This is a genomic window from Alteromonas sp. CNT1-28 (genome assembly GCF_022348345.1).
GTDB lineage: Bacteria > Pseudomonadota > Gammaproteobacteria > Enterobacterales > Alteromonadaceae > Alteromonas > Alteromonas macleodii.
The window spans coordinates 1-25,822 of record NZ_JAKREZ010000045.1 but is presented as its reverse complement, the minus strand read 5'-3'; the positions used below and the strand labels follow the sequence as shown (position 1 = coordinate 25,822).

Annotated in this window: 24 protein-coding genes; 14 read left to right on the top strand and 10 right to left on the bottom strand. The window is 43.5% G+C overall.

Annotated features, from left to right (window positions below; all coding sequences use genetic code 11):
* Positions 1-122 precede the first annotated feature (122 nt).
* The 5 genes from MHN02_RS19650 to MHN02_RS19630 form a co-directional block, all read right to left on the bottom strand.
* A complete protein-coding gene (locus tag MHN02_RS19650) occupies positions 123-1,691 on the bottom strand; it encodes an EAL domain-containing protein (protein ID WP_239247782.1) in 1,569 nt (522 codons plus the stop codon).
* Between the two features lie 381 nt (positions 1,692-2,072).
* Complete coding sequence (locus MHN02_RS19645; RefSeq protein ID WP_239247780.1) at positions 2,073-2,243, bottom strand: hypothetical protein; 171 nt, start codon at positions 2,241-2,243, stop codon at positions 2,073-2,075.
* A 9-nt stretch (positions 2,244-2,252) separates the two neighbouring features.
* Entirely contained in the window at positions 2,253-2,738 is a 486-nt protein-coding gene (locus tag MHN02_RS19640; protein WP_014950729.1) for a Rab family GTPase, read from the bottom strand.
* 12 nt (positions 2,739-2,750) lie between these two features.
* Complete coding sequence (locus MHN02_RS19635; protein ID WP_239247778.1) at positions 2,751-4,517, bottom strand: OmpA family protein; 1,767 nt, start codon at positions 4,515-4,517, stop codon at positions 2,751-2,753.
* 3 nt (positions 4,518-4,520) lie between these two features.
* Entirely contained in the window at positions 4,521-5,072 is a 552-nt protein-coding gene (locus MHN02_RS19630) for a hypothetical protein (protein WP_014950727.1), read from the bottom strand.
* A gap of 354 nt (positions 5,073-5,426) precedes the next feature.
* On the opposite strand from MHN02_RS19630, the gene dusA reads away from it, so the two are divergent.
* From dusA to MHN02_RS19580, 10 genes are all read left to right on the top strand, one after another.
* Complete coding sequence (dusA, locus tag MHN02_RS19625; RefSeq protein WP_080760024.1) at positions 5,427-6,461, top strand: tRNA dihydrouridine(20/20a) synthase DusA; 1,035 nt, start codon at positions 5,427-5,429, stop codon at positions 6,459-6,461.
* A gap of 192 nt (positions 6,462-6,653) precedes the next feature.
* Positions 6,654-6,941 (top strand): hypothetical protein, encoded by a 288-nt coding sequence (locus MHN02_RS19620; RefSeq protein WP_014977416.1) that lies wholly within the window; start codon positions 6,654-6,656, stop codon positions 6,939-6,941.
* 332 nt (positions 6,942-7,273) lie between these two features.
* A complete protein-coding gene (gene pspA / locus MHN02_RS19615; RefSeq protein WP_239247776.1) occupies positions 7,274-7,942 on the top strand; it encodes a phage shock protein PspA in 669 nt (222 codons plus the stop codon).
* 61 nt (positions 7,943-8,003) lie between these two features.
* A complete protein-coding gene (locus MHN02_RS19610; protein ID WP_014950723.1) occupies positions 8,004-8,204 on the top strand; it encodes a PspC domain-containing protein in 201 nt (66 codons plus the stop codon).
* The gene (locus MHN02_RS19605; RefSeq protein ID WP_239247774.1) at positions 8,204-8,566 is read left to right on the top strand and encodes a hypothetical protein; all 363 of its coding nucleotides are present in this window, start codon (positions 8,204-8,206) and stop codon (positions 8,564-8,566) included. The genes MHN02_RS19610 and MHN02_RS19605 overlap by 1 nt, the downstream gene beginning before the upstream one ends.
* 154 nt (positions 8,567-8,720) lie before the next feature.
* Positions 8,721-9,713, top strand: coding sequence for a DUF2333 family protein (locus MHN02_RS19600; RefSeq protein ID WP_014950721.1), 993 nt, complete (start codon positions 8,721-8,723; stop codon positions 9,711-9,713).
* Between the two features lie 3 nt (positions 9,714-9,716).
* Complete coding sequence (locus MHN02_RS19595; RefSeq protein ID WP_014950720.1) at positions 9,717-10,472, top strand: TIGR04219 family outer membrane beta-barrel protein; 756 nt, start codon at positions 9,717-9,719, stop codon at positions 10,470-10,472.
* Between the two features lie 199 nt (positions 10,473-10,671).
* Positions 10,672-12,495: an assimilatory sulfite reductase (NADPH) flavoprotein subunit gene (locus MHN02_RS19590; protein ID WP_014950719.1), complete on the top strand. Its 1,824-nt coding sequence runs from the start codon at positions 10,672-10,674 to the stop codon at positions 12,493-12,495.
* Positions 12,495-14,216: an assimilatory sulfite reductase (NADPH) hemoprotein subunit gene (gene cysI, locus MHN02_RS19585; RefSeq protein ID WP_039227383.1), complete on the top strand. Its 1,722-nt coding sequence runs from the start codon at positions 12,495-12,497 to the stop codon at positions 14,214-14,216. The genes MHN02_RS19590 and cysI overlap by 1 nt, the downstream gene beginning before the upstream one ends.
* On the top strand, positions 14,206-14,952 hold the full coding sequence (locus MHN02_RS19580; RefSeq protein ID WP_014950717.1) for a phosphoadenylyl-sulfate reductase: 747 nt from the start codon (positions 14,206-14,208) through the stop codon (positions 14,950-14,952). Before cysI ends, MHN02_RS19580 begins: the two co-directional genes overlap by 11 nt.
* On the opposite strand, the gene MHN02_RS19575 is transcribed toward MHN02_RS19580, so the two are convergent.
* Positions 14,949-15,785 carry a TIGR03899 family protein gene (locus MHN02_RS19575; RefSeq protein ID WP_083606004.1) on the bottom strand — a complete coding sequence of 279 codons (837 nt, stop codon included), beginning with the start codon at positions 15,783-15,785 and terminating at the stop codon, positions 14,949-14,951. The genes MHN02_RS19580 and MHN02_RS19575 overlap by 4 nt on opposite strands.
* A 214-nt stretch (positions 15,786-15,999) precedes the next feature.
* Between MHN02_RS19575 and MHN02_RS19570 the strand changes: the two genes are divergently transcribed.
* Positions 16,000-18,225 (top strand): EAL domain-containing protein, encoded by a 2,226-nt coding sequence (locus tag MHN02_RS19570; protein ID WP_239247772.1) that lies wholly within the window; start codon positions 16,000-16,002, stop codon positions 18,223-18,225.
* On the opposite strand, the gene MHN02_RS19565 is transcribed toward MHN02_RS19570, so the two are convergent.
* The gene (locus MHN02_RS19565) at positions 18,222-18,800 is read right to left on the bottom strand and encodes a uracil-DNA glycosylase family protein (RefSeq protein ID WP_239247770.1); all 579 of its coding nucleotides are present in this window, start codon (positions 18,798-18,800) and stop codon (positions 18,222-18,224) included. The genes MHN02_RS19570 and MHN02_RS19565 overlap by 4 nt on opposite strands.
* Positions 18,801-18,914: 114 nt before the next feature.
* Here MHN02_RS19565 and MHN02_RS19560 point away from each other — a divergent pair, with 114 nt between their 5' ends.
* Entirely contained in the window at positions 18,915-19,220 is a 306-nt protein-coding gene (locus MHN02_RS19560) for a hypothetical protein (RefSeq protein ID WP_014950713.1), read from the top strand.
* 56 nt (positions 19,221-19,276) lie between these two features.
* On the opposite strand, the gene sthA is transcribed toward MHN02_RS19560, so the two are convergent.
* Complete coding sequence (sthA, locus tag MHN02_RS19555; protein ID WP_014950712.1) at positions 19,277-20,698, bottom strand: Si-specific NAD(P)(+) transhydrogenase; 1,422 nt, start codon at positions 20,696-20,698, stop codon at positions 19,277-19,279.
* A gap of 179 nt (positions 20,699-20,877) precedes the next feature.
* A complete protein-coding gene (locus MHN02_RS19550; RefSeq protein WP_014950711.1) occupies positions 20,878-22,005 on the bottom strand; it encodes a fatty acid desaturase in 1,128 nt (375 codons plus the stop codon).
* Positions 22,006-22,346: 341 nt separating this feature from the next.
* Here MHN02_RS19550 and fabR point away from each other — a divergent pair, with 341 nt between their 5' ends.
* Positions 22,347-22,943, top strand: a complete 597-nt coding sequence (gene fabR, locus MHN02_RS19545; protein ID WP_014977408.1) for an HTH-type transcriptional repressor FabR — start codon at positions 22,347-22,349, stop codon at positions 22,941-22,943.
* A 120-nt stretch (positions 22,944-23,063) separates the two neighbouring features.
* On the opposite strand, the gene trmA is transcribed toward fabR, so the two are convergent.
* Positions 23,064-24,161, bottom strand: a complete 1,098-nt coding sequence (trmA, locus tag MHN02_RS19540) for a tRNA (uridine(54)-C5)-methyltransferase TrmA (protein WP_239247768.1) — start codon at positions 24,159-24,161, stop codon at positions 23,064-23,066.
* 193 nt (positions 24,162-24,354) lie between these two features.
* Between trmA and MHN02_RS19535 the strand changes: the two genes are divergently transcribed.
* On the top strand, positions 24,355-25,668 hold the full coding sequence (locus MHN02_RS19535; RefSeq protein WP_239247766.1) for a DUF5610 domain-containing protein: 1,314 nt from the start codon (positions 24,355-24,357) through the stop codon (positions 25,666-25,668).
* Positions 25,669-25,822 lie beyond the last annotated feature (154 nt).

Here is a 25,822-nt window from a genome sequence, read left to right as displayed (position 1 = left end):
CTTAGCATTAGATATGGAAACGCCTAACGCAGTGCATAATAGAAAAGGCCAGCTTCGAGAGCTGGCCTAATAACTGTCAACCTATATTAGGACGACACAGGCTGATGAAGCTTTGCTTAAGCTTACTTTAGCTTTTGCGCTAAAGTTATAAATTCAGGTATGGCAACGGGGCGCTGATATAAGTAACCCTGACCATAAGCACACCGATGATTTTGCAAAAACTGTTGCTGCTGTTGGGTTTCAATACCTTCTGCAATAATCTTAATGTTTAAGTTGCTCGCCAGTCCAAGAATAGCCTGAACGATAGCTTGGTCGTCGGTGTTTTTCTCAAGTTCACTGACAAAGGAACGGTCAATCTTAAGCTCATCGATAGGCAGTTTCTTCAGATACACCAGTGAACTAAAACCTGTACCGAAATCGTCAATCGACACGGTGATCCCCATTGCTCGAAGCTCGTTGAGTAATACTGAAACGGTATCCAAGCTTTCCACAAACACGCTTTCGGTTAACTCGATAGATAAGTTTGAGCCGGGGAGTTGGTGATCTTCCAATGCGTTTTTAATTTGGTTTAGTAGTGCTAAATCTGACACTTGGCGGCCAGAGATATTAATGGCCAACCTAATGTCTAAATTAGAAGCCTTTAACGCTTCTATAGCATCACAAGCTTCATTGATAAGCCACTCGCCGAAAGGGAAAATGAGTTCACTTTTTTCAGCAAGAGGAATGAACACTTCTGGGGAAATAAACTTACCTTCCGGCGTTATCCATCTTGCCAATGCCTCGCATTTAACAATTTTGCCAGTCTCTAAATCGACAATAGGCTGCAAAAAGAGTTTGAGTTCATTGTTTTCGATGGCAGAACGTAGCTGACTCTCAAGCTCGCTAATTGCATGATGTTGTTTGTGTAGTTCTTCACTGTAGGTAAGTACCACATTGCGACCTTGGTATTTAGCGGCCTGCAAGGCGATGTCAGCACACTGAAGAAGTGATTCGGTTGACGGGCAGTGTCGGGGAAAGTTCGCTTCGCCAATATTTATGCCTAAATTCGGCTCGCTGCCATTGAGAACGGTATAGGTTTGAGTGAGCTTTTTGACTAGCTGCTCAATATACTCGGCACTGATAAGTTCGTTAAAGGTATCTTCACGTTTCACCAATGCAAACTCATTGCTGCCTATTCTCGCTATAAACCCGCTGTTGCCGACAAAGGTCTGCAGTCGCAGTGCGAACGATTTAAGGATCTCGTCACCCGACTGATAGCTAAGTGATTCATTTATCTTCTTAAAGTCGCATATATCTATGATGAACAACTTGAATGCGATTTCTTCCTGAACCAGTCTTCTTACTGTATCGGTAAACAAATTGCGATTGGCTACCTTTGTTAACGAGTCCATTCCACTGGCAGTTAATACGCTCTCTTCTTTATTGTGGATATGGGTAATATCGGTAAGTAGGTAAACCCAATGGGTTAACTCATCCCCTTGTAATACAGGGTGAATGGTAACCTGAAGCCACACACCATAATCGTCAACAGGTTGCCAATAAAGCTCCCCTTGCCAGGGGGCTTTTCGCTGCACCAGTGCGGGAAGAAACGTTGCCGGCGCATCAATATCAGTAAGAAGCTCGTTGACGCGAATAGAGCTTGGCGTTGTGCTATTACACAGCAGCAATCTATGAGACGCTTTGTTGTCCAATATCAATCCGCCTTTGTCGTCTAAAATGACAACGCCGGTTTCCAGGTTGTGAATAGCTTGCTGAATGGGCGGAACGAGCTTTTGAAGTCGGGTGTTCTTGCGTAAAACACCATTTAATATTGTGCCTAATATACTCGTGCTGACCTACAATTTCGTGATGGCTTAGCAATAATTCCCGCGCGGCTTGCAGCGTTTTACGCTTTTCGTCAAATTGCTCTTCTACGTTTTTAACGACCAGATAGCGAGAACCCGATTCGCTATTAATCGCCAATGCTTCTAAGCGAAGTACTTGGCTCTCATTGTGCTCCGTCCAAAAGCCAGATGAAAGCGTAAATGACGTTTCGCCTTTCCATACCTCGTCGGCATCGAGAAAAAAGTCGTCTAAAAAATGGAGGGGATATGCTTCTTTTGCAGTTTGTTGTTTTCGTCAATAGTCACAACATTTGCTAGCCATGGAAGTTCTGGCGTTAAGCATTCAATGTCGCTTTCGGAGTTACACCTAAATAGCGCGCAGTTAGTAATGCCTAATGCATTTAATAAATGAATATCCATGGCAATCTCCTACCAAAACGCAATTGTACTGAATAAATTCTCTACATTTTCACCGGTCTTTGCGCTGGTCTTCGTTAGTGAAGCGAATTTTTGAGCGTAAGAATTGAGTTCTTCCTCACTCCAGTGCCAACTTGTGGGGAGATCGGTTTTATTTACAACAAAAAATGCGGGGATATCGGGGTAGTGTTCGCGTGCGAGTTCTAGAATTTCCATGCCTTCAAGCAAGGATTGAGACCGAGTTTGGTCAACTACAATAATGTAGGCGCTTGCGCCGCGAAGGTAGCGAGGGTTGAAGCCACAGTATCTGTCGATACCTTCTAAATCCCAAAGTAGAAGCTGAACGCCGCGTCCGTCTTTATTGACTTGTTTCTTGTCTATTTTTACGCCAATAGTGGTCTTGTATTTTTCGGAGAAAATACCTTCAACGAACTGTTTTATCAGGCTTGTTTTGCCAACACCAGTGGGCCCTAAAATACATACTTTTTTCTGTATCACTGCAAAGCTTCCTTACTGCTGCTCACTGGATATTAAAACGTTTAACATGACTGAACGCCCCATTGATGCTTTCTGCAATGGTAGCTCTCCTAAGCTTACAGGTATAAGAATATCACTTTCTACGCCAAGTGAAATTAATGAATTCACAACATTCTCTGCTCGTTTTTGACTCAATGCGCGATTTCGTGCGCTTGAGCCTGAATTATCACTGGCACCCATTACAACAATACTGACAACAGTTTTTGTCTTGTCAGCAAGGGTTAACAATTGTTTTATGTCGTTTGCCAGAGGTTCTAATTTTGCTAACTGTACTTCAGAAAGCGCTTCTTGGTTAGTAGCAAAAAGTACATTTTGTGAGGAAACCTTATTAACTAGTCGGTTCAATGCAGCCTTCTGGAGCTCAGCATTGTCAATTTGATAGGCTGCTTTGACGTTTAGCGCGGTGGTATCAACGTTAACTGTCGAAATACCAGGAATAGCGTTTATTTGCTGAGTAAAGTTAATTGCGGTTGGGGTGAATACGGTTCCTGAAATAATAAAGCTATGGTCATCACCTTTTTTAATTAATAGGCTTTCTGATTCGCTGAGTGGATAGTCGCTCACGAGCTTTTCAAGTTTGCGTTCAACCACACTTGGTTTTAAAGAAACAAAGGGTTCTTCAATAACAGTAACTCTTTCTGCATCGATGTTATTATCGCTAAACCATTGTTCGATGCTGGTAGCGACTGGGTCGCGAAGGACTTTAGCGTGCACATTCCCATTGGAAACATAAGTATCAGTTACTATGATGCCAGGTGGAGGGGAAAGCTCGTGCAAGTCGCTTTTTAAGATGCTTAACGACAAACGCATAAAAGACAGCACTGCAAGTGCGAAAAAAATCACCAGAAGCACTAGTGCACCTATTAATCGGTTTGATTTTTTTCCTTCACCCTCTTTTCTTTCGCTTATTAAGCAGTCTGAAAGAATGGTTTCGCAACCGTCGAAGGGCGCATTGTCACCTTCATAAGTGAGCAACGGTTGTTGATAGAACTGATGAAAGTCTTCCAACGCCTGTTGAAGTTTTCCGCGTACCTCTGGAGGAATACTGCCCGTAACCGCAGCAACAAGCAGCGCTTGTGGCCCAATTTTTATTAGCAGCGTAAAGTCTTCCGTTTTTATCTCGCCGAGCTCGTTTTCTGACTCGGTACTGGTAACGCCAAACGCATCTGCCACAAAGTCATTAATGGCCACTAGCATTGACGAAATTAAGTCTGCGTCTTTTTCTTTATCAGGATCTGAAGAAATGCTGTGAAGTAGCGTGCCGGTCTCTCGATGAATGACCAGCAGCTGTTGGACTTGGTATTGGTAAATTTGAGATGCGACAAATTCAGAATACCTGACTCCGGACTGCCAAGCTTTGAATCGCCAAGATACGCTTTTGGGACTTAAGCTGTTTTCGATAAGCGCGTTAGTGCGCTCGACAAACTCAACAAGAAATGAAGATACCGCCTTTCTTACAAGCGTGCCAACCAAGGGATAAAGTGTACCAACAATCTTGTCGCTATTAGCTTCTATAGAGCGGTGAAGCGACTTCTCTACAAGAGGAACAAGTACTTTGTTAACCGAGCCGTCCTTTGTTTCGCGTTCAAAGAGCGCTTCAGAAACGACGTTTGTCACGATGCCTTTTGCATCGCGATTCAACTTTTCTTGAACGAACTTATCGTCCCTTCCAATGAGTAGCTCTCTGACTTTGTCTAGAGAGTTGTCAGATAGCTCCGACGGCGGCACTTTTTCAGTCATTAATTAATGATCTGTAGCGAGGTTGGTGGCCATAGTCGAAAGTAAGTTTGCCAACGTTTTTCTATCGGTTTTACTTTCTGAAAGCTCACTGGTTACCTGCTGAAGCTTCTCTAACAGCTCCTGGTGACGCTTACTAAATAAATTATCAAGCGACTCTAGTTCTTTAACCACATGAGCTTCCAATGCATCGTTGTCATTCTTTGCAGCAGTTTCCGCTATCTCCAATTCACTTTGCAATTTGTCAGTGGTGTTTTGAAGTTGCTCTTGCACGTTACTGTGGTTGTCGTTAGCACTGGCCAACTGATTCGATAATTCTGTGATCTGTTGGTCAATAAGCTTACGTATATCGTTAAACTGATTATCAAGATGCGTATTCAGTTTAGAGAAGCTGTCGTTAACCCGTGACTCCAACGCGGAAAGATCTGCACGGAATGCACGGTTTGTTTGACCAAACAAAATTTCTCTAAGTTGAGCAAGTTCGTCTGCTGGTTTGGGCGCGCCTTCAGTTTGAGTTACGTCTTGCGCTTGCTGATCCTTCGGCTTCTTGTCCGCCATAAAATGTCTCCGGAAGGCGCAGTTCTTTGCGTTGAACACGCTAATGAGCTGCAATCACATTTTTGTCTGTGCTAATAATTATGGTTATTACTTTATACAATAGCCGCTAATCGTGAACTTTGAAATACGCTAAAAGCATAATAGTGGCAAATACCTACAAAAATCCTTATACAAAAAACGCCATCTTTTCAGTAAGTTGAATAATCTATGAAGATTTACTTATGCGTTCTGCGATTTGAGCTGTTTTTTAAGGCTGGAATAGGCCTATCAAATAATGGCAAGCGACATTGTTTTTTTATTGAACATAGGTACTATACGCCGCTCGCGCGTACGCGAGGTATATAAGTAATAACTGTGTCTGAGGTTCCTGTCGTGTCTATCACTCCGCTAAATCGTAAATTCTCTGTCGCTCCAATGCTGGATTGGACAGACCGCCATTGTCGCTACTTTTTACGATTAATGTCTAAGCACACACTTCTCTATACAGAAATGGTAACCACAGGCGCGATCATTTACGGCAAGGGTGACTATCTGGGTTACAACCAAGAGGAACACCCTGTTGCTGTTCAACTGGGCGGAAGCGATCCGTCTGACATGGCCAAGTGTGCTGAGCTATCACAAGCGCGCGGTTATGATGAAGTTAACATAAACGTAGGTTGTCCGAGTGATCGAGTTAAGAACGGTAGCTTCGGTGCCTGCTTGATGGCCCAGCCAGAGGTGGTAGCAAGTTGTGTCAAAGCCATGCAGGCTGCGGTAGATATTCCCGTTACGGTAAAGTGCCGTATTGGCATTGATGATATGGACGAAGATGAAGACTTCGCTCGTTTCATCGATACCGTGGCAGATGCCGGATGCGATACCTTTATTGTTCACGCAAGGAAAGCGTGGCTACAGGGATTGAGCCCAAAAGAAAATCGCGAAATTCCGCCGTTAAACTATCCGCGGGTTCATAGACTGAAACAGGCTCGCCCTGAATTATCTATTAGCATCAATGGTGGGGTTAAAACGCTAGGGGAAACCCAGCAACAGCTAGAACTTGTTGATGGCGTTATGGTAGGGCGTGAGGTTTACGCCAATCCTTACATTATGGCTACCGTAGATAAAGAGATTTTCGGAGACACTGAAGCTCAGAGCATGTCACGCCGAGAAATTGTGCTGAAAATGCAGCAGTATATTGAACGCCAAGACGATCCCTATTTCAAACCCTGGCATGCAGCTCGGCATATTTTGGGTCTTTATCAAGGGCAAGCGGGTGGACGTATTTGGCGTAGATACTTAAGCCAAAATGGAACAGGAAAAAATCCAGATCCCAATCTGCTGCTAAATGCGCTAGACGCTGTAGAAAGTGCACAAAAGGAAGTCGCTGCGTTTAATAGTCAAAAAGACTAACGATTTAGTAATTTTGACCAAAGTTTAATATTTGTTCAATTCTTAAAAGCTCGCTGTCTCGCGAGCTTTTTTATTTAAATTTATATATATCAATGCTTTAAGTGTTTTTAAAGGAGTTGGCACAGCTCTCGCAATCCTCTAAGTATCGCAACAACGGCTTGTTGTTGCACTGACTAACTTCAGAGGGAAATTATGAAAACTTCACTAATCGCAGCAACTTTACTGACAGCAAGCATGGCAAGCAGCGTAGCAAATGCAGAAGAGTCAGTGCTTCAAACGTTTTTAACTAATGTGGTTTCAAACGCAGTGGCTACCACATCACAGGAAATTAAGGCTGACGTGTACCAAGCAGTAGCAAACGCAACGTATCACTTTGAGCTAAGCCCACAAGAAATGCGCGGAAGTGGTAAGGTCAGCGTGACTGATTTAGTTGTTGCTACCCCGTCTGAAGGTAGTTCTACAGAACAAGATGCCGACTAATTCGATATTGGTATATAGCAAAAGCGCCGAAAGGCGCTTTTTTTGTGCGTGTAGCACAGTGACTCAAACATTAAAAACGCAAAAAACAGGGGTGGTCAATTTAACAAACTTGTTGGTTAAATACGCTAAAAAATTGTATTTGGTTGCTTGGTGAACAGTTGGTAATTTCCGGAATTAAATTAAAGTCTTTTAAAAACAGTGCTTTAAATAAATGGCACGGTGATTGTAATAGTTAGAGTGTTGAGGAGAACTCAGTCAGCGGTAACCAGCGGTCAGCGTAACTAAGAATAAGTGCTGGAAACCACAACACTACTTTTAACGGAGAAATAATCATGGGTATGTTTTCGCGCATTAACGATATTGTTCAAGCAAACATCAACGCAATGCTAGATAAAGCGGAAGATCCTGAAAAAATCATTCGTTTGATTATTCAAGAAATGGAAGAAACCTTAGTTGAGGTTCGCACTGATGCAGCGCGCTTTATTGCTCAGCAGAAAACCCTTGCACGCCATATGGCATCAGCAAACAAAGAAGTGGAAGGGTGGCAGCACAAAGCACAGATCGCAATGAATAATGACAAAGAGTCATTGGCTAAAGCCGCACTAATCGAAAAACAAAAGTATGTTGCAAAGCTAGCTTCTCTTGAAGAACAAGAAGCGCATATTGCACAGAGTATCGAAAAAATCCAAGGCGATACTGCGCGTCTGAACAGTAAGTTAGCCGAAGCAAAAGCCAAGCAAAAAACGCTGGTTCAACGCAAGCATTCAGCGCAAACACGCTTAAAAGTGAAGCAAGCTGATCACGAAGGAAAAATTGATGATGCCATGATGCGCTTTGAGAGTTACGAGCAGCGCATTGATCATCTAGAAGCGCAAGTTGATGCGTACGACCTAGCAAAGTCGAATGAAGCAACGTCACTGCAGGCCGAGTTCGATGCAATGGAAGCAGATGAAGCTATCGAAAAGGAATTGGCTGAACTTAAGAAGAAGAAGGTCGCGTAGGCGACCTTGAGAGCCGCAGCCCGCATTGTAGATATCGAAGTAAGCATTTTTGGAGAAGATGATGAAAGTACCATCACAAAAACGAATTTATAGAGACCTTGATTCTGGAATCATTTCAGGTGTGTGTGCAGGAGTTGCACGTTATTTTGATATAGATGCAGTATGGGTTAGAGCGGCAGCTGTAGCAGGCTTGTTCATCGCTACGCCTATTACGCTAGTGGCTTATATTGCAGCCGTTATCTTATTACCGAGATTAGTGTAATGAAGAACTTTCTGATTGCATTGGCCATCGCCATTATTTTGGTGAATTGTTTAGGCAGCTTAGTAGATAGCTGGTTGGGTATGCACTTAATCATGTCAGATGAATTGCTAAGTCCTTGGGAAAACGTAGCAGTGTTATCGCTAGTCGGCGTAGTCCTCGCTATCGTTGGTTTCGTTGTTGCTGTAAGCGTTATGGGCACAATTCTTTTAGCGCTAGGCGCAGGATTTTTAGCATTATTAGTGGTGGGAGTAAGTGCATTTTGGCCAATTATACTTATCGCGATAGCGCTATATGCTTTGAAAAATCGAAACTCTGCCGCTTATAAGCAGCAAAATGACCGAAATATGCACCATAATGTATAATCATCATAATTTTATTTAAGTTGTGTTAACGTAGTAAAAGATGGTGATATAAAGACGACCGTCACAAAGGTTTCGCATTTTTCACATAGTATTAAGACTACAAATAGCTGACCTCCGTCGGCTATTTGTTATTTAAAAGGAAGGTTGGTGTTATATGAGACAATCTATTAACTCAAAACGGATAGCGATTGTCGCTGTAGTGATAGTTTTACTTTTCTGGCTAATAGGATGGTATTGGAGCCTATCCCCAGACACGTTTGATGTTAGACAACGTTTAAAGCAAAACTCGCCTGTTGAGAATCCAACTAATATTGCGGGTTACACATTAACAACAACTATGATTGATGTGTCGGAAACCTTACTTGATAAGCCGGGTGGATATCTTTCTAACGATATCACGCCTCCTGGCATCTTTTTAGATAACATGCCTGCATGGGAATTCGGAGCGCTGGAAATGGTGCGAGACCTTGCACTCTCTATGCGTAAAGACTTCAGCCGCTCTCAATCCCAATCTATTGAAAATCCATACCTTACAAAAGCTCACCCTAAGTTTAATATGGATCACAAAAGCTGGGCGTTGCCTTCTTCTGAATCGAGTTACTCTGACGGTATAGAGCTTCTAAAAAAATACCGTGACGAGCTAGCGAATACCCGAAACACCGACAGTCAGTTTTATACTCGCGCAGACAACTTGCGCGAATGGTTGAAACAGGTAGAAAAACGGTTGGGCAGTTATTCACAAAGACTTAGTGCCAGCGTAGGATCAGCTAGATTGAACACTGATCTGGCGGGTGACTCGAATGCAAAGCAGTCTTCTCCTGTAGCCAGCCAGCGTGTAGTTAAAACGAGTTGGTGGAAACTAGACGATAATTTCTATGAGGCACGCGGTGCTACGTGGGCTTTACTTCACTTTCTAAAAGCCGTGGAAATTGAATTTTACGACGTATTGGAAGATAAGAATGCATTGGTTAGTCTTCAGCAAATTATTCGTGAACTGGAAGCGACACAGCAGTCGGTATTCAGTCCAATGATTTTAAATGGTAGTGGATTTGGCATGTTAGCGAACCATTCTTTGGTAATGGCAAACTATATTTCTCGTGCAAACGCTGCTTTAATTGAACTTTCAGAACTTCTTAATCAAGGATAATTAATGAAAAAGGGTCTTATAGCTGCCGCATTGGGATGCGCATTAGTTTCAGTTTCATCTCATGCAGACACTATCGCAGGCGTATATGTTGGAGCCCAAGTATGGCAAACCGACACGCAGGGCGGTTTTGCTGATAGCAACAACACCGCTGACTTTAACTTTGATGATGAGACCAATACGGCGCTATACATTGCCTTTGAGCATCCGGTACCGTTTTTACCTAACGTAAAAGTAAATCACACGACATTAGATAACTCGGGCACCACAACGCTTCAGTCTGAATTCACTTTCGACGGCGAACTGTTTACTGAAAGTACCACGGTTAATACAGATGTAGAGCTTGATGCTACAGATTTCATTTTGTACTACGAGTTATTTGATAACGATTTAGTGAGCTTTGACTTAGGTGTTAATGCAAAGTACATCGACGGCGCACTGTTCGTTGTGGATAGAGCGAGTGACACAAGCGGATCTGCAGAATTCTCTGGTATTGTTCCAATGGCCTACTCAAAGGTTCAGCTAGGTTTACCGTTTACTGGTTTATCAGCATACTTTGAAGGAAGCTATTTGTCGTTCGACGACCATGAGCTTAGTGATTATCAAGCTGCAATTCAGTACTCGTTTATTGAAAGTTTAGCGGTTGATATGACGCTTCAGGTGGGTTACAGAAATGTAACGGTAGATATTGAAGACCTTGATGATGTGTACGCTGATATGGAATTCGATGGTGTATTCGCAGGGCTAGAACTTCACTTCTAAGCCTCAAATACGGATTTTAAAGGGCGAGGCTGCGATTGCAGCCTCGCCCTTTTTTGTTGCTTCTCGCCCAAATTCAATTGTGTTATTACCTATTCGCACAGTCATTAGCACTTTCAGTAATAAAAAAGTTTCATTTATTCTTTTCTCTTCTTGAAGAAAGCCGTTAGCCTTAGCGCCATTGATAAAAGGCTAAAAGACTATGTCACAAGATTCTAATTCGAACTCAGCGCCAGGCGCGGTATTAAACGAACAGCAGTGGAATGCAATAACGCAAGCCATTGCAGGCTTAAATCGTGATCAACTTACTTGGGTAAGTGGTTATGCTGCGGGCATGGCTGCTGCACAAGGTGGTTCGGTTGCACCAATGATGCAAGGCACTCCTGCAGTAGCGGGTGACGCGCCAACGCTTACTATTTTGTACGGTTCACAAACCGGTAATGCAAAAGGTGTTGCAGCGCAGTGTCAAGCGAAAGCAGAAGAAGCGGGCTTTAATAGCAAGCTGGTTAGCATGGCAGATTACAAGCCACGTAACTTGAAAGCAGAAACTCACGTTGCGGTATTTGTTAGTACCCATGGTGAAGGTGATGCACCAGACGATGCTATTGAGCTACATGAATTCTTGGCTGGCAAAAAAGCCCCAAAGCTTGCTGATACCAAATACGCAGTTTTGGGTTTAGGTGACAGTAGTTACGAGTTTTTCTGCCAAACGGGTAAAGACTTTGATGAACGCTTAGGTAAGCTTGGCGGTAAAGCTATTGTAGAGCGTCTGGACTGCGACGTTGATTATGAAGCGGAAGCCGAAGCATGGCTGAGCAAGCTCATCGACTCGCTAAAAGACGATTTCAGTGCAGCTCCGCAAGCAGCGGTAGCGGCGCAAACTGGCGCGGCAGTGCAGGGTGTAGCAGCGCAAACTTACACCAAGAAAGCGCCGTTTAAAGCGACCTTAATTGACGCACAAAAAATCACAGGTCGTGATTCTGTTAAAGATATACGCCATATTGAAATAAGCCTTGAAGATAGCGGAATTACCTATAAGCCAGGTGATGCGCTTGGTGTATGGTTTAAAAATGCAGCATCTCTAGTGTCGGAGCTTATTAGTATCTTGTCACTAAACGGCAATACAGAAGTGTCTGTGGCTGACGCGACCATGTCACTCACCGAAGCATTAACGTCGAAGCTTGAATTAACCTTAAGTTACCCTAATTTCATTAAGTCATATCAAGAGGCGACAGGCTCTGAATCATTGGCTACATTGATGGAAGATAAAGCGCAGCTGCGTACCTACATGGCCGAACGTCAAATTATTGATATTGTGCGCGACCATCCGGGTAAGTTGTCTGAACAACAGCTTGTAGATGCTTTGCGACCGCTAACGCCTCGCTTGTACTCGATAGCATCAAGCCAAGCCGAAGTGGAAGAAGAAGTACATCTAACCGTAGCTCACGTTGACTATGAAGCGTTTGGACATCGTCATCAAGGCGGCGCATCTGGCTTTTTGTGTGAATATCTAGAAGAAAATGGCGACGTAGAAGTGTTCGTAGAAAGTAACGATAACTTCCGTTTGCCCGCTGATCCAAATACGCCAGTGATCATGGTCGGCCCGGGTACGGGTATTGCACCGTTTAGATCGTTCATGCAAGAGCGTGACGTACAAGGCGCAGAAGGCAAAAACTGGTTGTTCTTTGGCAACCCACATTTCACGCAAGATTTTCTATATCAAGTGGAATGGCAAGGCTACGTTAAAGAAGGCCTGCTAGACAAAATTACGCTGGCATTTTCTCGTGACCAAGAAGAAAAAGTATATGTTCAGCACCGTTTACTAGAGAACGGTAAAGAAGTGTATGAATGGCTAGAGCAGGGCGCACACTTCTATGTGTGTGGCGATGCAATGCACATGGCGAAAGATGTAGAGAACGCCCTTATTAGTATTGTGCAAGAGCACGGCGGTAAATCTGAAGCCGATGCAAAAGCCTATGTTGTAGAGTTACGTAAAGCGAAACGTTATCAGAAGGATGTCTATTAATGAGTAACGAAAAATCACCATTTATCGTTGAGGGCAAACTGGCTGACAACGAGCGTTTAAAGCGTGAAAGTAATAATTTGCGTGGCACCATCACTACCGATCTTAAAGATGATCTTACTGGTGGTTTCACCGCTGATAACTTCCAGCTTATTCGCTTTCACGGTATGTACCAACAAGACGATCGTGATATTCGCGCTGAGCGTGCAAAGCAGAAACTTGAGCCGCTTCACAATGTGATGTTGCGTGCCCGTTTACCTGGTGGTGTTATTACGCCTGACCAATGGTTAGCGATTGATAAGTTTGCAGCCGATCACACCATGTACGGCAGCATTCGTTTAACAACCCGTCAAACTTTCCAGTTTCACGGTGTGTTAAAGCCTAAGATTAAGTCCATGCACCAAATGCTAAACAAGGTAGGCATCGACTCTATTGCTACGGCAGGCGATGTAAACCGAAACGTACTATGTACGTCAAATCCGGTTGAATCTGAGCTTCACCTTCAGGCATTTGAATGGGCGAAGAAAATAAGTGAACACTTACTACCTAAAACCCGCGCGTATGCTGAAATTTGGTTAGACGGTGAAAAAGTCGAAACGACTGAAAAGCCTGTAGAGCCTATTTTGGGTGATAACTATTTACCGCGTAAGTTTAAAACGACGGTGGTGATTCCTCCGCAAAACGATGTAGATGTTCACGCGAATGATCTTAACTTTGTTGCGATTGCTGAAAATGGACAGCTAGTTGGCTTTAACGTACTTGTCGGTGGTGGTCTTGCAATGACTCACGGCGACAAGAGCACGTACCCGCGTAAAGCCTCTGATTTCGGATTTATTCCGCTTGAAAACACGCTAGACGTTGCCGCAGCGGTTGTAACAACTCAGCGTGATTGGGGGAACCGTGTTAATCGTAAGAACGCGAAAACCAAATATACGTTAGAGCGTGTTGGGGTAGACAACTTTAAGGCTGAAGTTGAAAAACGCGCAGGCGTGACTTTCCAAGACAGCCGTGCGTATGAATTTACGGGACGTGGCGATCGCTTTGGCTGGGTTGAAGGTATTGACGGCAAATATCACCTGACCGTATTTATTGAGAATGGCCGTATTTTAGATTACCCAGGTAAAACGCTAAAAACAGGCTGTGCCGAAATTGCGAAGATCCACAAAGGTGATTTCCGCTTAACGGCAAACCAGAATTTGATTATTGCCGGTGTAGCGCCGCAAGACAAAGACAAAATTGAAGCATTAGCCCGCGAACATGGCTTAATAGCGCCATCGATTTCTAACCAGCGACTTGACTCAATGGCCTGTGTTGCATTGCCAACCTGTCCGTTAGCCATGGCAGAAGCTGAGCGCTACTTGCCAGATGCCGTTACGGAATTAGAAGGTTTGCTTGCCAAACACGGATTGGAAGAAGACAGCGTAATCTTCCGTGTAACAGGCTGCCCGAATGGCTGTGGTCGCGCGATGTTGTCTGAGGTTGGCTTAGTAGGTAAGGGCCCAGGCAAGTACAATTTGCATTTGGGTGGAAACCGAGAAGGTACACGTATTCCACGTATGTATCGAGAAAACATAAGCGAACAGGAAATCATGGCAGAACTAGATTCACTGTTTGGCCAGTGGGCCAAAGATCGTGAAGCGGGTGAAGCCTTTGGTGATTATGTTGTTCGCGCTGGTGTTGTAAAACCAGTAGTAGACTCCGCACGGGATTTCTATGACGAATAATACAGCGATTAAGCAGCAACCACTAACGCTTGATATCAGTAAGGAAGCCCTTGCTGATATCAATGAAACGTTAGAGAAAATGACAGCGCAGGAGCGAGTAGCTTGGGCGCTGGACAACTTGCCTGATACTCATATTGTGTCTTCAAGCTTTGGAGCACAATCGGCGGTTATGCTGCATATGCTTACCCAAGCACAACCGGATATTCCTGTTGTGCTTACCGACACAGGTTATCTTTTTCCTGAGACGTATAAGTTCATTGATGAGCTTGTAGAAAAGCTCAATTTAAATTTGCATGTGTACAGCGCAGAGATGTCTTCTGCGTGGCAGGAAGCGCGCTTTGGCAGACTTTGGGAACAAGGCATCGAAGGTATTGAGAAATACAATAAGATGAACAAAGTTGAGCCAATGCAGCGAGCCTTACGTGACCTGAAAGCAGGTACGTGGTTTGCAGGTTTGCGTAGAAGCCAATCAGATACCAGGGGAAAGCTTCCAGTTCTACAAAAAGTAGGGCAGCAGTTTAAACTTTACCCGATCATTGATTGGAGCAACAAAGACTTACATTACTACCTGAAAGATAACGACTTGTCTTATCATCCGCTTTGGGAGCAAGGGTATGTATCCATCGGTGATTGGCATACCACGCAGTCGCTCCAAGAAGGAATGAGTGAGCAAGACACGCGCTTCTTTGGTTTGAAACGTGAGTGTGGATTGCACGAGTTTGGTGACGGTATTTAACTTACGTTAAATACCTCGCCTAACACCGACTTAATGCTAGTTAAATACACTTCATTAGGCGACTTAGTCACTAATTTATACAGCTCACTGCCGACCGAAGTGAACTTGTAATACACCAAAGCAACCCCCGACGTTTTACTGGTTAATGAAATATTTTCATTTACGCATCGCCAGGTTACTTGCTGACCTTCATCGTATTCGGCGCTTTCAATTTCGCTGGTATAAATCAACTTCATCTCTTGCAAAGACAACAGATCAGGGTAACTCAACCCTACGTTGGCTAAGTTAATTTGCTCAGGAACAGGGCGTCTCAATAGTGAAAGCAAGCCTTTGCGTTTGTGATACCCCACAAGAATACGCGGGACCGCATCGTTATTTCTTCTACTCGCAACATTCACAGCCTTATTGAATACTTGTGCATCCCTATGCGTTAGCGTCTTTAATAGCTGCAATGTACGAAGGGAAAAACTGCCCGGGCGAGCCACCTCAACGGCAAAAATCTTTCCCCATAATTCCTGCATGGGCGGGCTGTAAATTTCCTCAGCCATGGTACTAAATGCGAAAAACCAGTCGGGATCAAGATTATCGCTAGTTTGTTCGTTGATCGTCACATTTAATGCTATATTTAATACAGCTTGAAGATTGCTCGCTTTTTGGGTTTCTAATATTTGTTTTCTTCTTTCTAGTGCATGCTTTTGCTTTTTAGGATCAGGGGACATCATAGAGGGGCTTATACCCACTCTGGCAAACCAGGAAAGCATGCGTTGGCGACTAGCATCGGTTTTCACTGCGTTGCTGGCCGCTTTTTCAGCCGCAGGCGATTCGGCTGTCACCTTTACAGTCTTCTCTTCCGTTTCCTGTGGTTTTTTTACCTCAGGGGAAAAGTGCTGGGATGTAATCTTCATAAATGCTTAAATGATCGAATGTAAAATGGCATGTAACATGAGAGCACTATTGCATTGCGTAACCCATTTATCAATGTAATCGTTGCCTTAATACAATGAGTAGCGCATTCTTGTTTTGTTTGTATCGAGGAAATGAGCGGTAATGTCGGCAATGGATTACGATAACGACGAATTAATTTTTTTAGATGATGATGGTTCAGTTGAAGAGCAAACCTTATTGGGCAAAGACTGGAACATTCTTATTGTCGATGACGATGAAGAGATTCACACCGTAACGCGTCTCGCGCTATCTGATCTCATCGTAAACGATCGCAAATTAAACTTCATCCACGCTTATTCAGCAAAACAAGCCAAAGAAATGCTGCACGAATATGGCAACAGCATTGCCATAATTTTACTTGATGTCGTTATGGAGACTGATGACGCGGGTTTTGATGTTGTTAAATACATCCGCGAAGACATGAAGTTAGTTGAACCTCGAATTATCTTACGTACGGGCCAGCCCGGCTACGCGCCTGAAGAGCAAGTCATTAAAGTTTACGATATCAATGACTACAAAACCAAAACAGAACTTACTCGCGCCAAATTACTAACTACTATCATTTCCTCACTACGCTCTTATCAGCAAATTGTAACGATTAGTCAAAGCCGTGCTGGTTTAGAGAAAATAATCACCTCTTCAGCGAACTTGTTTGAAGAACATTCGGTGAAAGAGTTTTGCGAAGGTGTAGTTACCCAGATTAGTTCGCTTATTGGTTTAGATTCCGAAGGTTTATTGTGCGCAAGAGCGGGTTCTTTGCTAGACCGAGAGGACGAAGAGGTTTACGTGCTTGGCGCTGCGGGTGAGTATGCGAAATTTATAAACCAGCCTGTGTTCACGCTTAAAAACCTTGAAATTGAAGAAAACATTAGTCGGTGCCTACGTCTTAAAAAGCACATTTTTGAGCCCAGTTGCTCTGTGCTGTATATCAGCCGCGCTGGTTTTGAAGCTGCCGTATTTGTTCGACAAACCCACGAGATTAGTGAGCTAGACAAGCACTTGCTTGAGGTTTTTCTATCCAGTATTTCAGTGGGATACGAAAACGTTAATCTTTTCCATGAATTGAGAAATGCGGCGTTCAGAGACTGGTTAACCCGTCTGCCAAACCGCAATGAGTTTATCAATATGCTCGATAAACCTCATTTGTTTGCCGGAGAAAACTATAGCGTAGCCCTTATCGACGTAAATCACTTTTCCGATATAAATGATGGTTTAGGGCAAGAAGTTGGCAACGAATTGTTGCGAGCTATTAGCGATCGCTTTCAATCTTCTTTCGATAGCATAGTGAAAAAAGGCCGCATAGGTGCTGATGTATTTGGTCTTATTGGTCCTGACGATTTGGTATGCCCCAAGTCCATTAACAACATTTTCCAATCTTCATTTCAGGTAGGTGATCACACCCTTCCGGTGAATATAACACTTGGATTGTGCAAGTTAGACAATAAACGCCACATCGGCATTGAGATTTTAAAGCGCACGAATATTGCGTTAAACCGTGCTAAGAAAAATCTAACAGATAACTTCGAATATTACGCCAAAGATATTGAAGATCAGACGACTTGGCGCCTAGATATGATTCGCCAACTCCGAAGTGACTTTGCAGCAAGAAAGCTGGAGCTGTGGTTTCAGCCGCAAGTGGACTTACTGAATGAAAAAGTTGTTGGCATGGAAGGCTTACTACGCTGGCCCAATGGTGAAGGGGGATACATTTCTCCCGCCGTGTTTGTACCACTTGCTGAGTATTCAGGTCTTATCGTTGATATCGGTGAATGGGTGCTAGAAGAGTCATGCCGTCGTCTTCAGGAATTGAAAGAAAAAGGCTACGGCCATCTAAGAGTTGCCGTTAACATCTCTATTCCGCAGTTCCGCGACAGGTTATTTGTAGAAAAAGTTAAGCAGGCACTATCTAACGCCAACTGCGACCCAAGCCTTTTAGAGCTAGAAATAACAGAAAGCGTGGTGATGGATGAGCCGCAAATTGTAATAGATGCATTGCGTTCGTTAAAAGAATTTGGGGTGAAAATAGCCATTGATGACTTTGGAACAGGCTTTTCCTCCATGAGTTATCTACAGCAGCTCCCGTTAGATCGATTGAAGATCGATCGTTCTTTTGTCAAAGACATTAAACCGGGTGCAAGCGCAGTGCTTGCTGAGACCATTGTGACTTTGGGTAACAAGCTAGGCTTATTGACTATTGCCGAAGGCGTAGAAAAAAGAGAGCAGGCGAGTTACATGATAAAGCTTGGATGTGACGAAGCACAGGGCTACTTGTACGCGAAGCCTATGCCGTTCGATGCGCTTTTAGCGTTTCTGGAAGAGCACGACTAAACTTTTAATACAGATTCGACAGTGTCTCGCAACTTGGGAAGGATATCTAATTCAAACCAAGGGTTTTTAGCGAGCCACCTGTTGTTTCTTCCTGACGGGTGGGGCAGTACGAAATGTGTTTCAGTCGGACTGCGTACAGCTTCAGTTAACGTTTTGTGTTGCGGTAAATAATACTGTTGCGAGTAACGTCCCACGTAAAGCGTTACTTCAGGTTTTAAATAAAGAAGAAAATCATTATGCCAAGCGGGAGCACATTCTTTTCTTGGCGGGGCATCGGCTCCATTTTTATAACCTGGAAAGCAGAAGCCCATTGGCAGCACCGAAATTAAGCTAGGGTTATAAAAGGTCTCTCTCGAGACAGACAACCAATTGCGTAACCGATCTCCGCTGGGATCATCAAACGCAATGGTGCGTTCATGGGCTTTCAACCCCGGTGCTTGCCCAATAATAAGCACTTTAGTTGATGGTGCAGTGCTAAATATGGGGTTGGGTTGATGCGGTAGGTGAGGGGCACACAGTCTACAATTTCTCGCTTTAACCACCAGAGCATCGTGGCCTTTCACATTTTTCTCCAAATATTTCTCTTTGTCATACTTTTGTCACAAAACTATGATCTCAGTTTGACTATCTTATGTATATACAGTATGTTTAATAGTGACAGTAGTAGACTGTAACACAGGAGAAGAAACATGCGTAAAGTAGTACTAACCCTAGCTCTATCAGCGGCCTTTGGTATTGCGCATGCGGAATCTGGTGATAACCAGCTTTTCGATTGCATGGATGCGAAAACATTCGAAATGAATAACCAATGTATGTCTGACAAAATCGGCAATAACATTCGTTTCCGTGATGCACAAGCAAAGTTGATCGACATTGCAAGCGATAGTCAGGGTGACTACGCCATTGCAACAATGACGTTCGATCAAGAAAATATGCACATCGACATCGTAGCACATAAAGATTCGCTTAACGCGCTTGCTGCGAACCGTAACTAATTTCTTAGTTAACGCATATTAAGCCGGCGACAATCTCGCCGGCTTTTTTGTGTCCGTTAGAAAATTCTATTAAGTCCATTAATAGCAGCAACTCGATAAGCTTCTGCCATGGTTGGATAGTTAAACGTAGTGTTAACGAAGTAATCTATGGTATTGCCTTCGCCCTTTTGCTGCATGATCGCTTGGCCGATGTGAACAATCTCGGAGGCACGTTCACCGAAACAATGAATGCCCAAGATTTCTTTAGTTTCGCGATGAAACAAGATTTTCAGACTTCCTGTCTGCGTTGACGCGATTTGGGCTCTGGCCAAATGTTTGAACTGAGCTCTTCCCACTTCATAAGGCACTTTTGCTGCAGTAAGCTCTTGCTCTGTTTTACCAACAGAACTTATTTCTGGGATGGTGTATATGCCTGACGGAATATCTTCTACCAATGCCGAATGTGTTTTTATGCCAAGCATAGCTTCAGCGGCAAAGCGACCTTGGTTATAAGCCGCAGATGCTAAACTTGGATAGCCAATGACATCGCCGACTGCAAATACATTGTCTACGTCAGTTTGATAATTTTCGTTAACCTTGAGTTGGCCTCTGCCATCGGCTTTTAAACCAATATTCTCGAGTTTAAGTGTATCTGTATTACCCGTTCTTCCGTTAGCAAACAAGAGACAATCTGCGCGCATACGCTTGCCCGACTCTAAGTTTAAAATAACCGAGTCATCGGTAGCTTCAACCGAAGAATAGGCCTCATTGTGCCGGATGAGTACGCCATTGTTCCACAGGTGATAACTGAGTGCGTCTGATATCTCGTCATCAAGAAATGACAGTAAGCGATCGCGCATGTTAACGAGGTCAACTTTTACGCCTAGTCCTCTGAAAATACTGGCATATTCAGAGCCAATGACCCCAGCGCCATAAATAATTATTGATTTGGGATCGTGATCTAAAGATAGGATAGTGTCTGAGTTATAAATACGCGGGTGATTAAAGTCGATGTCTTTAGGACAATAAGGACGCGACCCTGTGGCAATAGCAATTTGGCCAGCAGTGACTGTATCTTTAGAGCCATCTTTACGGGTTATCTCTAACGTATGCGCATCTACGAAACTGGCTTCGCCGTGAAATAGCGTCACACGATTTCTGTCGTAGAAAGAAGAGCGAAGTCGAGTTTGGCTTTTTACCACACCGCTAGCATGGCGCATGATGTCAGAAAACGTAAGACTCTTACTTAAGTGGTTGTCGGCAAACAAGGGAGAAGAGTTATATTCAATAAGACGACTTACTGAGTGACGAAGCGCTTTCGATGGAATGGTTCCCCAATGGGTACAACCCCCTCCCACTGCCTCGTAGCGCTCAACAACCGCCACTTTTTTTCCGGCTTTGGCAAGCTGCATTGCAACGCCTTCTCCACCAGGACCTGTGCCAATAACGATAGCGTCGTAATGATACGACGGGGCTTTGGTTTTTTGCTTCGTTGCCATCTTACTTTCCCATGTTGTTACTTTTGTAATGCGATGTCACCACTAGGTTAGCCGTAATACAAAATGAATGATTCTGGTTTTAGTATAACGACCTTATCCAACTATAGAATAAAAAAAAACCACATAAGCAGACACTTATGTGGTTTTTAGCGTTCAAACGTATAAAAGAGGGCGTTAATTTACGCCATTTGCAATGACAAACTATGTAACTGTGTCCATTTCTCTTTCTGTACAGCAAATGCGTGTTTCAGCTCTTTGTACTTGTATGCAAGCTCAAGCCCCTCGATACTGCGCTTTAGGGTGCGTTGTTTAACGCGCATAACACGTTTTTTCGTGGCGTAGTATTCACTCATGCGCTGCATTAATAAGTCGTATTCTTCTTGAATGGTGTGCATCATCTCTTCAGCATTAGGCAGTAGCGATACTTTTTCACTTGCCCTTTGCAGCTGCATTGCTGCTAACGCTTTCTCGATGCGCTCTTCTGGCACTTTGCGAAGGTTGGATGTCAGTCCTACCAGTGATAATCCCTTAATAAGCCATTTTGTAGGATCAAACTGATACCAGCGAATGCCATTACGGTAGTCGTACTCAAAGATGTGATGGTAATTGTGATAACCTTCACCAAAGGTAAAAAACGCAAGAATACCGTTATCTCGTGCTGTGTTCTTATCGGTGTAAGGCTGGCTACCCCAAAAATGAGCAAGAGAATTGATAAAGAAGGTTACGTGATGCACTAGCACCAGGCGAAGTACACCGGCTACCAAGATCATGCCTAATACGTCACCATTTAAATAGCCCAGAAGACCTGTGATACCAAAGTTGGCCGCCAGCACGATGGGCAAATAGTAGTTATGCTGCCACATCACCACTTTATCTTTTTGAAGATCTTTACAGTTACTGTAGTCATCGTAACGTTTGGCCTGATACTCACGCAACATCCAGCCGATATGCGCAAACCAAAGCCCTTTCTTGGCAGAGTAGGGGTCTTTGTCGTTATCATCAACATGACGATGATGAACGCGATGATCTGACGACCAGTGCAAAATACTATTTTGCAGCGCCATAGCGCCACCAATCGCAAGGATCACACGAACAACCACATTGGCATCGTAAGTTTTATGCGACCATAAGCGGTGGTAGCCGGCAGTTATAGACATACCGGTAAAGTAAAATAGGAATATAGCCGCACCGATTTCTGCCCAATCGATGCCTTGATACGCCACCCATAGCGGCACACCAATAAACGCAATTGCGCCAGATATAATAAATACCAGCACATTAGTAAGGATAAGAGGAGGTTTTTTCATTTTATACAACTTGGCTTACAACTGTTCGCTAATTTATCGTTTTACGAGGCTTCAGGCAAGCAAAACCCAGATTAGTTCTGCTTACATGTGTAAAGTTTAATTATAGTAAAGCTACGCTGAAGCGCTCGTTAATTGTGGCTTTTTCTGCTTAATGCTTGTTTATAAAAGAGATGATTCTGTTTCTCTTTCCCCACTGGTGTGTGTTGCGATAAACTACACATGCTAGTCTTTGATGTACGAAGTTTGATTGCGTTAATGGCTATACAGATGACGTAAGGGCTTCAACCCCAAGCGCTAAAAATCATCAAGCCGTTCAGAGCTAATCAACCTATGGTGCGAATGTGAGTCGACAAGAACAGAAATTAAAAACCCGCCAAAATATCATTCATGCTGCGTTTTCTTTGCTCGATGAAAATCGCAGCTTATCGGCAATCAGCTTGCGTGAAGTTGCCCGAGAGGCAGGTATAGCACCTACGTCTTTTTATCGACACTTCAAAGATATGGACGAATTGGGTTTAACGCTGGTGGATGAAGCCGGTTTAGCATTGCGGCAGCTTATGCGTCAGGCAAGGCGGCGTATAGCCTCTGGAGGCGGCGTAATACATACTTCTGTTGAAACCTTCATGGAATTTATTGCGGCAAATACAAACGTATTTCGTTTATTACTACGCGAGCATACTGGTACGTCGTCGGCTTATCGGTTGGCAGTATTTAGAGAGATTCAACACTTCATCGACGAGTTGACCGACTACATTATTGAACAGCAGGGCGTAGAATACGCATGCGCGCAGCTTCAAGCTGATGCTATGGTTAGGCTCGTATTCAGTGCAGGTGCTGAAGCACTAGAAGCTGATGATAAGCTTCGCCGCGAAATTGGTGAGAGAGTGAAAGCACAGCTTCGCTTCGTTCAAGTAGGTGCAACGCAAAAAAGCGTATAATTGAATTAGTGGCGATTGGCCTTTTAAGTCCACATCGTTTGCTCTAATCAAAGCCACCTTATTTTAATACGTCTTCATAGGCCTTTGTGACTCCAAAGGCCTTGTCAATTTGTACCAAAACTAGCTTTTGCGTGTAAGTAAAACGCCAGCCTCAATGTGATGAGTAAACGGGAATTGATCGAATAGTGCTGATTGAGCAACGTCGTGAGTTTCACTTAAAAGCTCAAGATTTTGCGCCAACGTTTCAGGGTTACACGAGATATACACGATATTATCGTAATCCTGAATCATTCTAAGCGAGTCTTCATCCAACCCAGCTCTTGGTGGATCGACCAATACAGTTGTGAAATTATATGTACTTAGATCAATGCCTTCTAAGCGACTAAACGTACGTTCACCTTTCATAGCCTGAGTGAATTCTTCAGCGGCGAGTCTTACGATCTTCACATTATTAAGCTGATTTTGTTCAATATTAAACTGCGCAGCTTGTACAGAGGGCTTGGCTATTTCGGTCCCCACAACATTATCGAAGTGAAGCGCTAGCGGCAGTGAGAAGTTACCTGCACCGCAATACATCTCCAGTAAATCGCCAGAGAGCGGCTTTACGCAATCTAGTGCCCATTCAATCATGCTGCAGTTCACTTCGGCATTGGGCTGAGTGAAGCTATTTTCGATATGCTTAAATATGAATTCTTTGCCATTAACGGGTAAGCGCTCAATAACAAAATCGTTGTCGGTAATAAGCTTTTGTTTTCTCGCACGGCCGATGATGTTTACTTTCGGAAAGTGAGCCTCGAGTTTCGTTTTTAACTCTCTTGCAGCCTGTTCCCAATTTTCATCTAACTGACGGTGGTATAAAAGGCTGATAACAAGTTCACCAGACAGCGCAGAGAGATAATCGATTTGAAAAAGCTTCTTTCTTAGCGCTTCATTCGGTCTTACCTCTTCAAGCAACAATGCCATAGCATCGTTTATTGTTTTACAAGCAGGAGGAAAACTATCTACGCGATACTTCTCTTTCGTTTCCTGATTGAACATGATGTGAAATAAATCATCGCCTTCATGCCACACTCGAAACTCGGCACGCATACGGTAGTGAGTTGGTTGCGATGGAAATACAGAAAGTTCAGGCGCATTGAACGGAGAAAGTAACGCAGTAAGACGTTCTACTTTTTCGTCTAACTGAGCTTGATAGCGTTGTTGTTCGGCCGCGGTCATAAAATTCTCCATTCAATATTAAGGTCGCGAATTGTAGCCCCTTAAAAAATAACTGCAACACGCGCTAGCTACTTATGCACAACTATTGCTCGGGCTGTATTATTAAAGAAGTTGTAGTAAAAAAAGCTGTATTAAAATTAAACAATACTGATTCTTTGCCGATAATAAGAAAGAGGATAGTGAGGATCAAATTATGAACGTGGGTCAAATTAAGGCTTTTATGGGCGACCAGAAGGTCGATCAAAAAGCAGATCAAAAAGCATCTGTTCACCCGAACGAAGCATTGAAAAAGCAGTTGCAGCAAGATGGATTGCAGCAAGCAGCTGAATTTTCGAAAAAACAAGCGGCATCAGTTTCTGTTTCTAGTAGCCAAACCAGCATCGGCTTACGTGTGGTAAGTAGTAGTCTTAACCAAGCGTTAGAAATAGATGGCCAAAAACCGCAAGAATCCAAAGAGAAAAATATTGAAGAGAAGTCGAACAGTTTGTTTGACTTTGAAAAGGTCGCCAGAAACGTACTTAAGTTTGTAGGTGGCGTTATTAGAGGTGCGGCAAACGGTGGTGCCAGCGAAGAAAAGATTAACGGTTTATTTAGCCAAGCGAGAGAAGGCGTAAGCCGTGGATTCGCAATGGCAGAGAAAGATCTCGCTGGTTTTATGAATCAAGAAATTGAACAAGGAATGACAAAAAGCCGCGATCTCATTGATACGGGAATTAACGATCTAGAAACCGATATATTTGGTCGTCAGCAACCAAATGCAGTCACACTTTCATCATTAAATGCTGTTTCTGCATCGGATGAGAAAAGCGGTAGCTTACTCATTCGAACTAAAGATGGGGATGAGGTGAGTTTTAGCTTCGAAAGCCTTCGTTCGTTTCAGGCGTCCCAGCAACTTAACTTCCAGGCTCAGGCTTCTCAGGAGCAATCTGGCAATAGTGGTGAGCAAAGTGAAAGCAGCTTCTCGACGTCTTACACAGAACAAACGTCGTATCAATATTATGAGCGTAGCGGTATTAGCTTTTCATTGAAGGGCGAACTTGATGAAGATGAGTTGGAGTCGATAGCTGATTTGGTTGGTCAAGTTCAGGATCTCGCAGACACCTTTTACAGTGGTGACATCGACAAAGCGTTTGAAGAAGCATTAAGTTTAGGTTTTGACGATAAAGAGTTGGTTGGCTACGCATTGCAGCTGAACAGAACAACACAGACCGAAGTATTAAAGACATATGAGAACATTCAGCATTATAACGATGATAAAAGTGATAATGCTAAGTTCGGGAATGTAGTTAGCCCGATAGCTCAATATTTAGAGAAGATGATGGATACTTTTGCTAATGCCGAAAGTACGTTAGAAAGTAACGAAGACTATAATACCTTAATAGGTGGGTTGATTAATGAGATCAAAGACGTACAGGTGCCAGATCTTGTATCTGCTATAAATAGGTTTCACGCTTTTAATCAAACGTTACTTAATGGACTTCCTCAATCTGCTGAGACAAGTGAATAACTAACTATTTACTAATATAAAAGCCCGGTAGAGAAAGCTAACCGGGCTTTTTTATATGTACTAGCTCAGACTTGATCTGACAGTTACCCGTTTTTTCAGGTGTCGCTGTCAGTTTAGATTTGAGCTAGATTCTTCTCAGCCCAAGTCCGTTTCC

Bases quoted from the DNA above. Each gene is read 5' to 3' on its own strand.
- MHN02_RS19645 (WP_239247780.1), bottom strand. From the start codon at position 2,243: ATGGATATTCATTTATTAAATGCATTAGGCATTACTAACTGCGCGCTA.
- MHN02_RS19635 (WP_239247778.1), bottom strand. From the start codon at position 4,517: ATGACTGAAAAAGTGCCGCCGTCGGAGCTATCTGACAACTCTCTAGAC.
- MHN02_RS19630 (WP_014950727.1), bottom strand. From the start codon at position 5,072: ATGGCGGACAAGAAGCCGAAGGATCAGCAAGCGCAAGACGTAACTCAA.
- MHN02_RS19620 (WP_014977416.1), top strand. From the start codon at position 6,654: ATGAAAACTTCACTAATCGCAGCAACTTTACTGACAGCAAGCATGGCA.
- pspA (WP_239247776.1), top strand. From the start codon at position 7,274: ATGGGTATGTTTTCGCGCATTAACGATATTGTTCAAGCAAACATCAAC.
- MHN02_RS19610 (WP_014950723.1), top strand. From the start codon at position 8,004: ATGAAAGTACCATCACAAAAACGAATTTATAGAGACCTTGATTCTGGA.
- MHN02_RS19605 (WP_239247774.1), top strand. From the start codon at position 8,204: ATGAAGAACTTTCTGATTGCATTGGCCATCGCCATTATTTTGGTGAAT.
- MHN02_RS19600 (WP_014950721.1), top strand. From the start codon at position 8,721: ATGAGACAATCTATTAACTCAAAACGGATAGCGATTGTCGCTGTAGTG.
- MHN02_RS19595 (WP_014950720.1), top strand. From the start codon at position 9,717: ATGAAAAAGGGTCTTATAGCTGCCGCATTGGGATGCGCATTAGTTTCA.
- MHN02_RS19590 (WP_014950719.1), top strand. From the start codon at position 10,672: ATGTCACAAGATTCTAATTCGAACTCAGCGCCAGGCGCGGTATTAAAC.
- cysI (WP_039227383.1), top strand. From the start codon at position 12,495: ATGAGTAACGAAAAATCACCATTTATCGTTGAGGGCAAACTGGCTGAC.
- MHN02_RS19580 (WP_014950717.1), top strand. From the start codon at position 14,206: ATGACGAATAATACAGCGATTAAGCAGCAACCACTAACGCTTGATATC.
- MHN02_RS19570 (WP_239247772.1), top strand. From the start codon at position 16,000: ATGTCGGCAATGGATTACGATAACGACGAATTAATTTTTTTAGATGAT.
- MHN02_RS19560 (WP_014950713.1), top strand. From the start codon at position 18,915: ATGCGTAAAGTAGTACTAACCCTAGCTCTATCAGCGGCCTTTGGTATT.
- sthA (WP_014950712.1), bottom strand. From the start codon at position 20,698: ATGGCAACGAAGCAAAAAACCAAAGCCCCGTCGTATCATTACGACGCT.
- MHN02_RS19550 (WP_014950711.1), bottom strand. From the start codon at position 22,005: ATGAAAAAACCTCCTCTTATCCTTACTAATGTGCTGGTATTTATTATA.
- trmA (WP_239247768.1), bottom strand. From the start codon at position 24,161: ATGACCGCGGCCGAACAACAACGCTATCAAGCTCAGTTAGACGAAAAA.
- MHN02_RS19535 (WP_239247766.1), top strand. From the start codon at position 24,355: ATGAACGTGGGTCAAATTAAGGCTTTTATGGGCGACCAGAAGGTCGAT.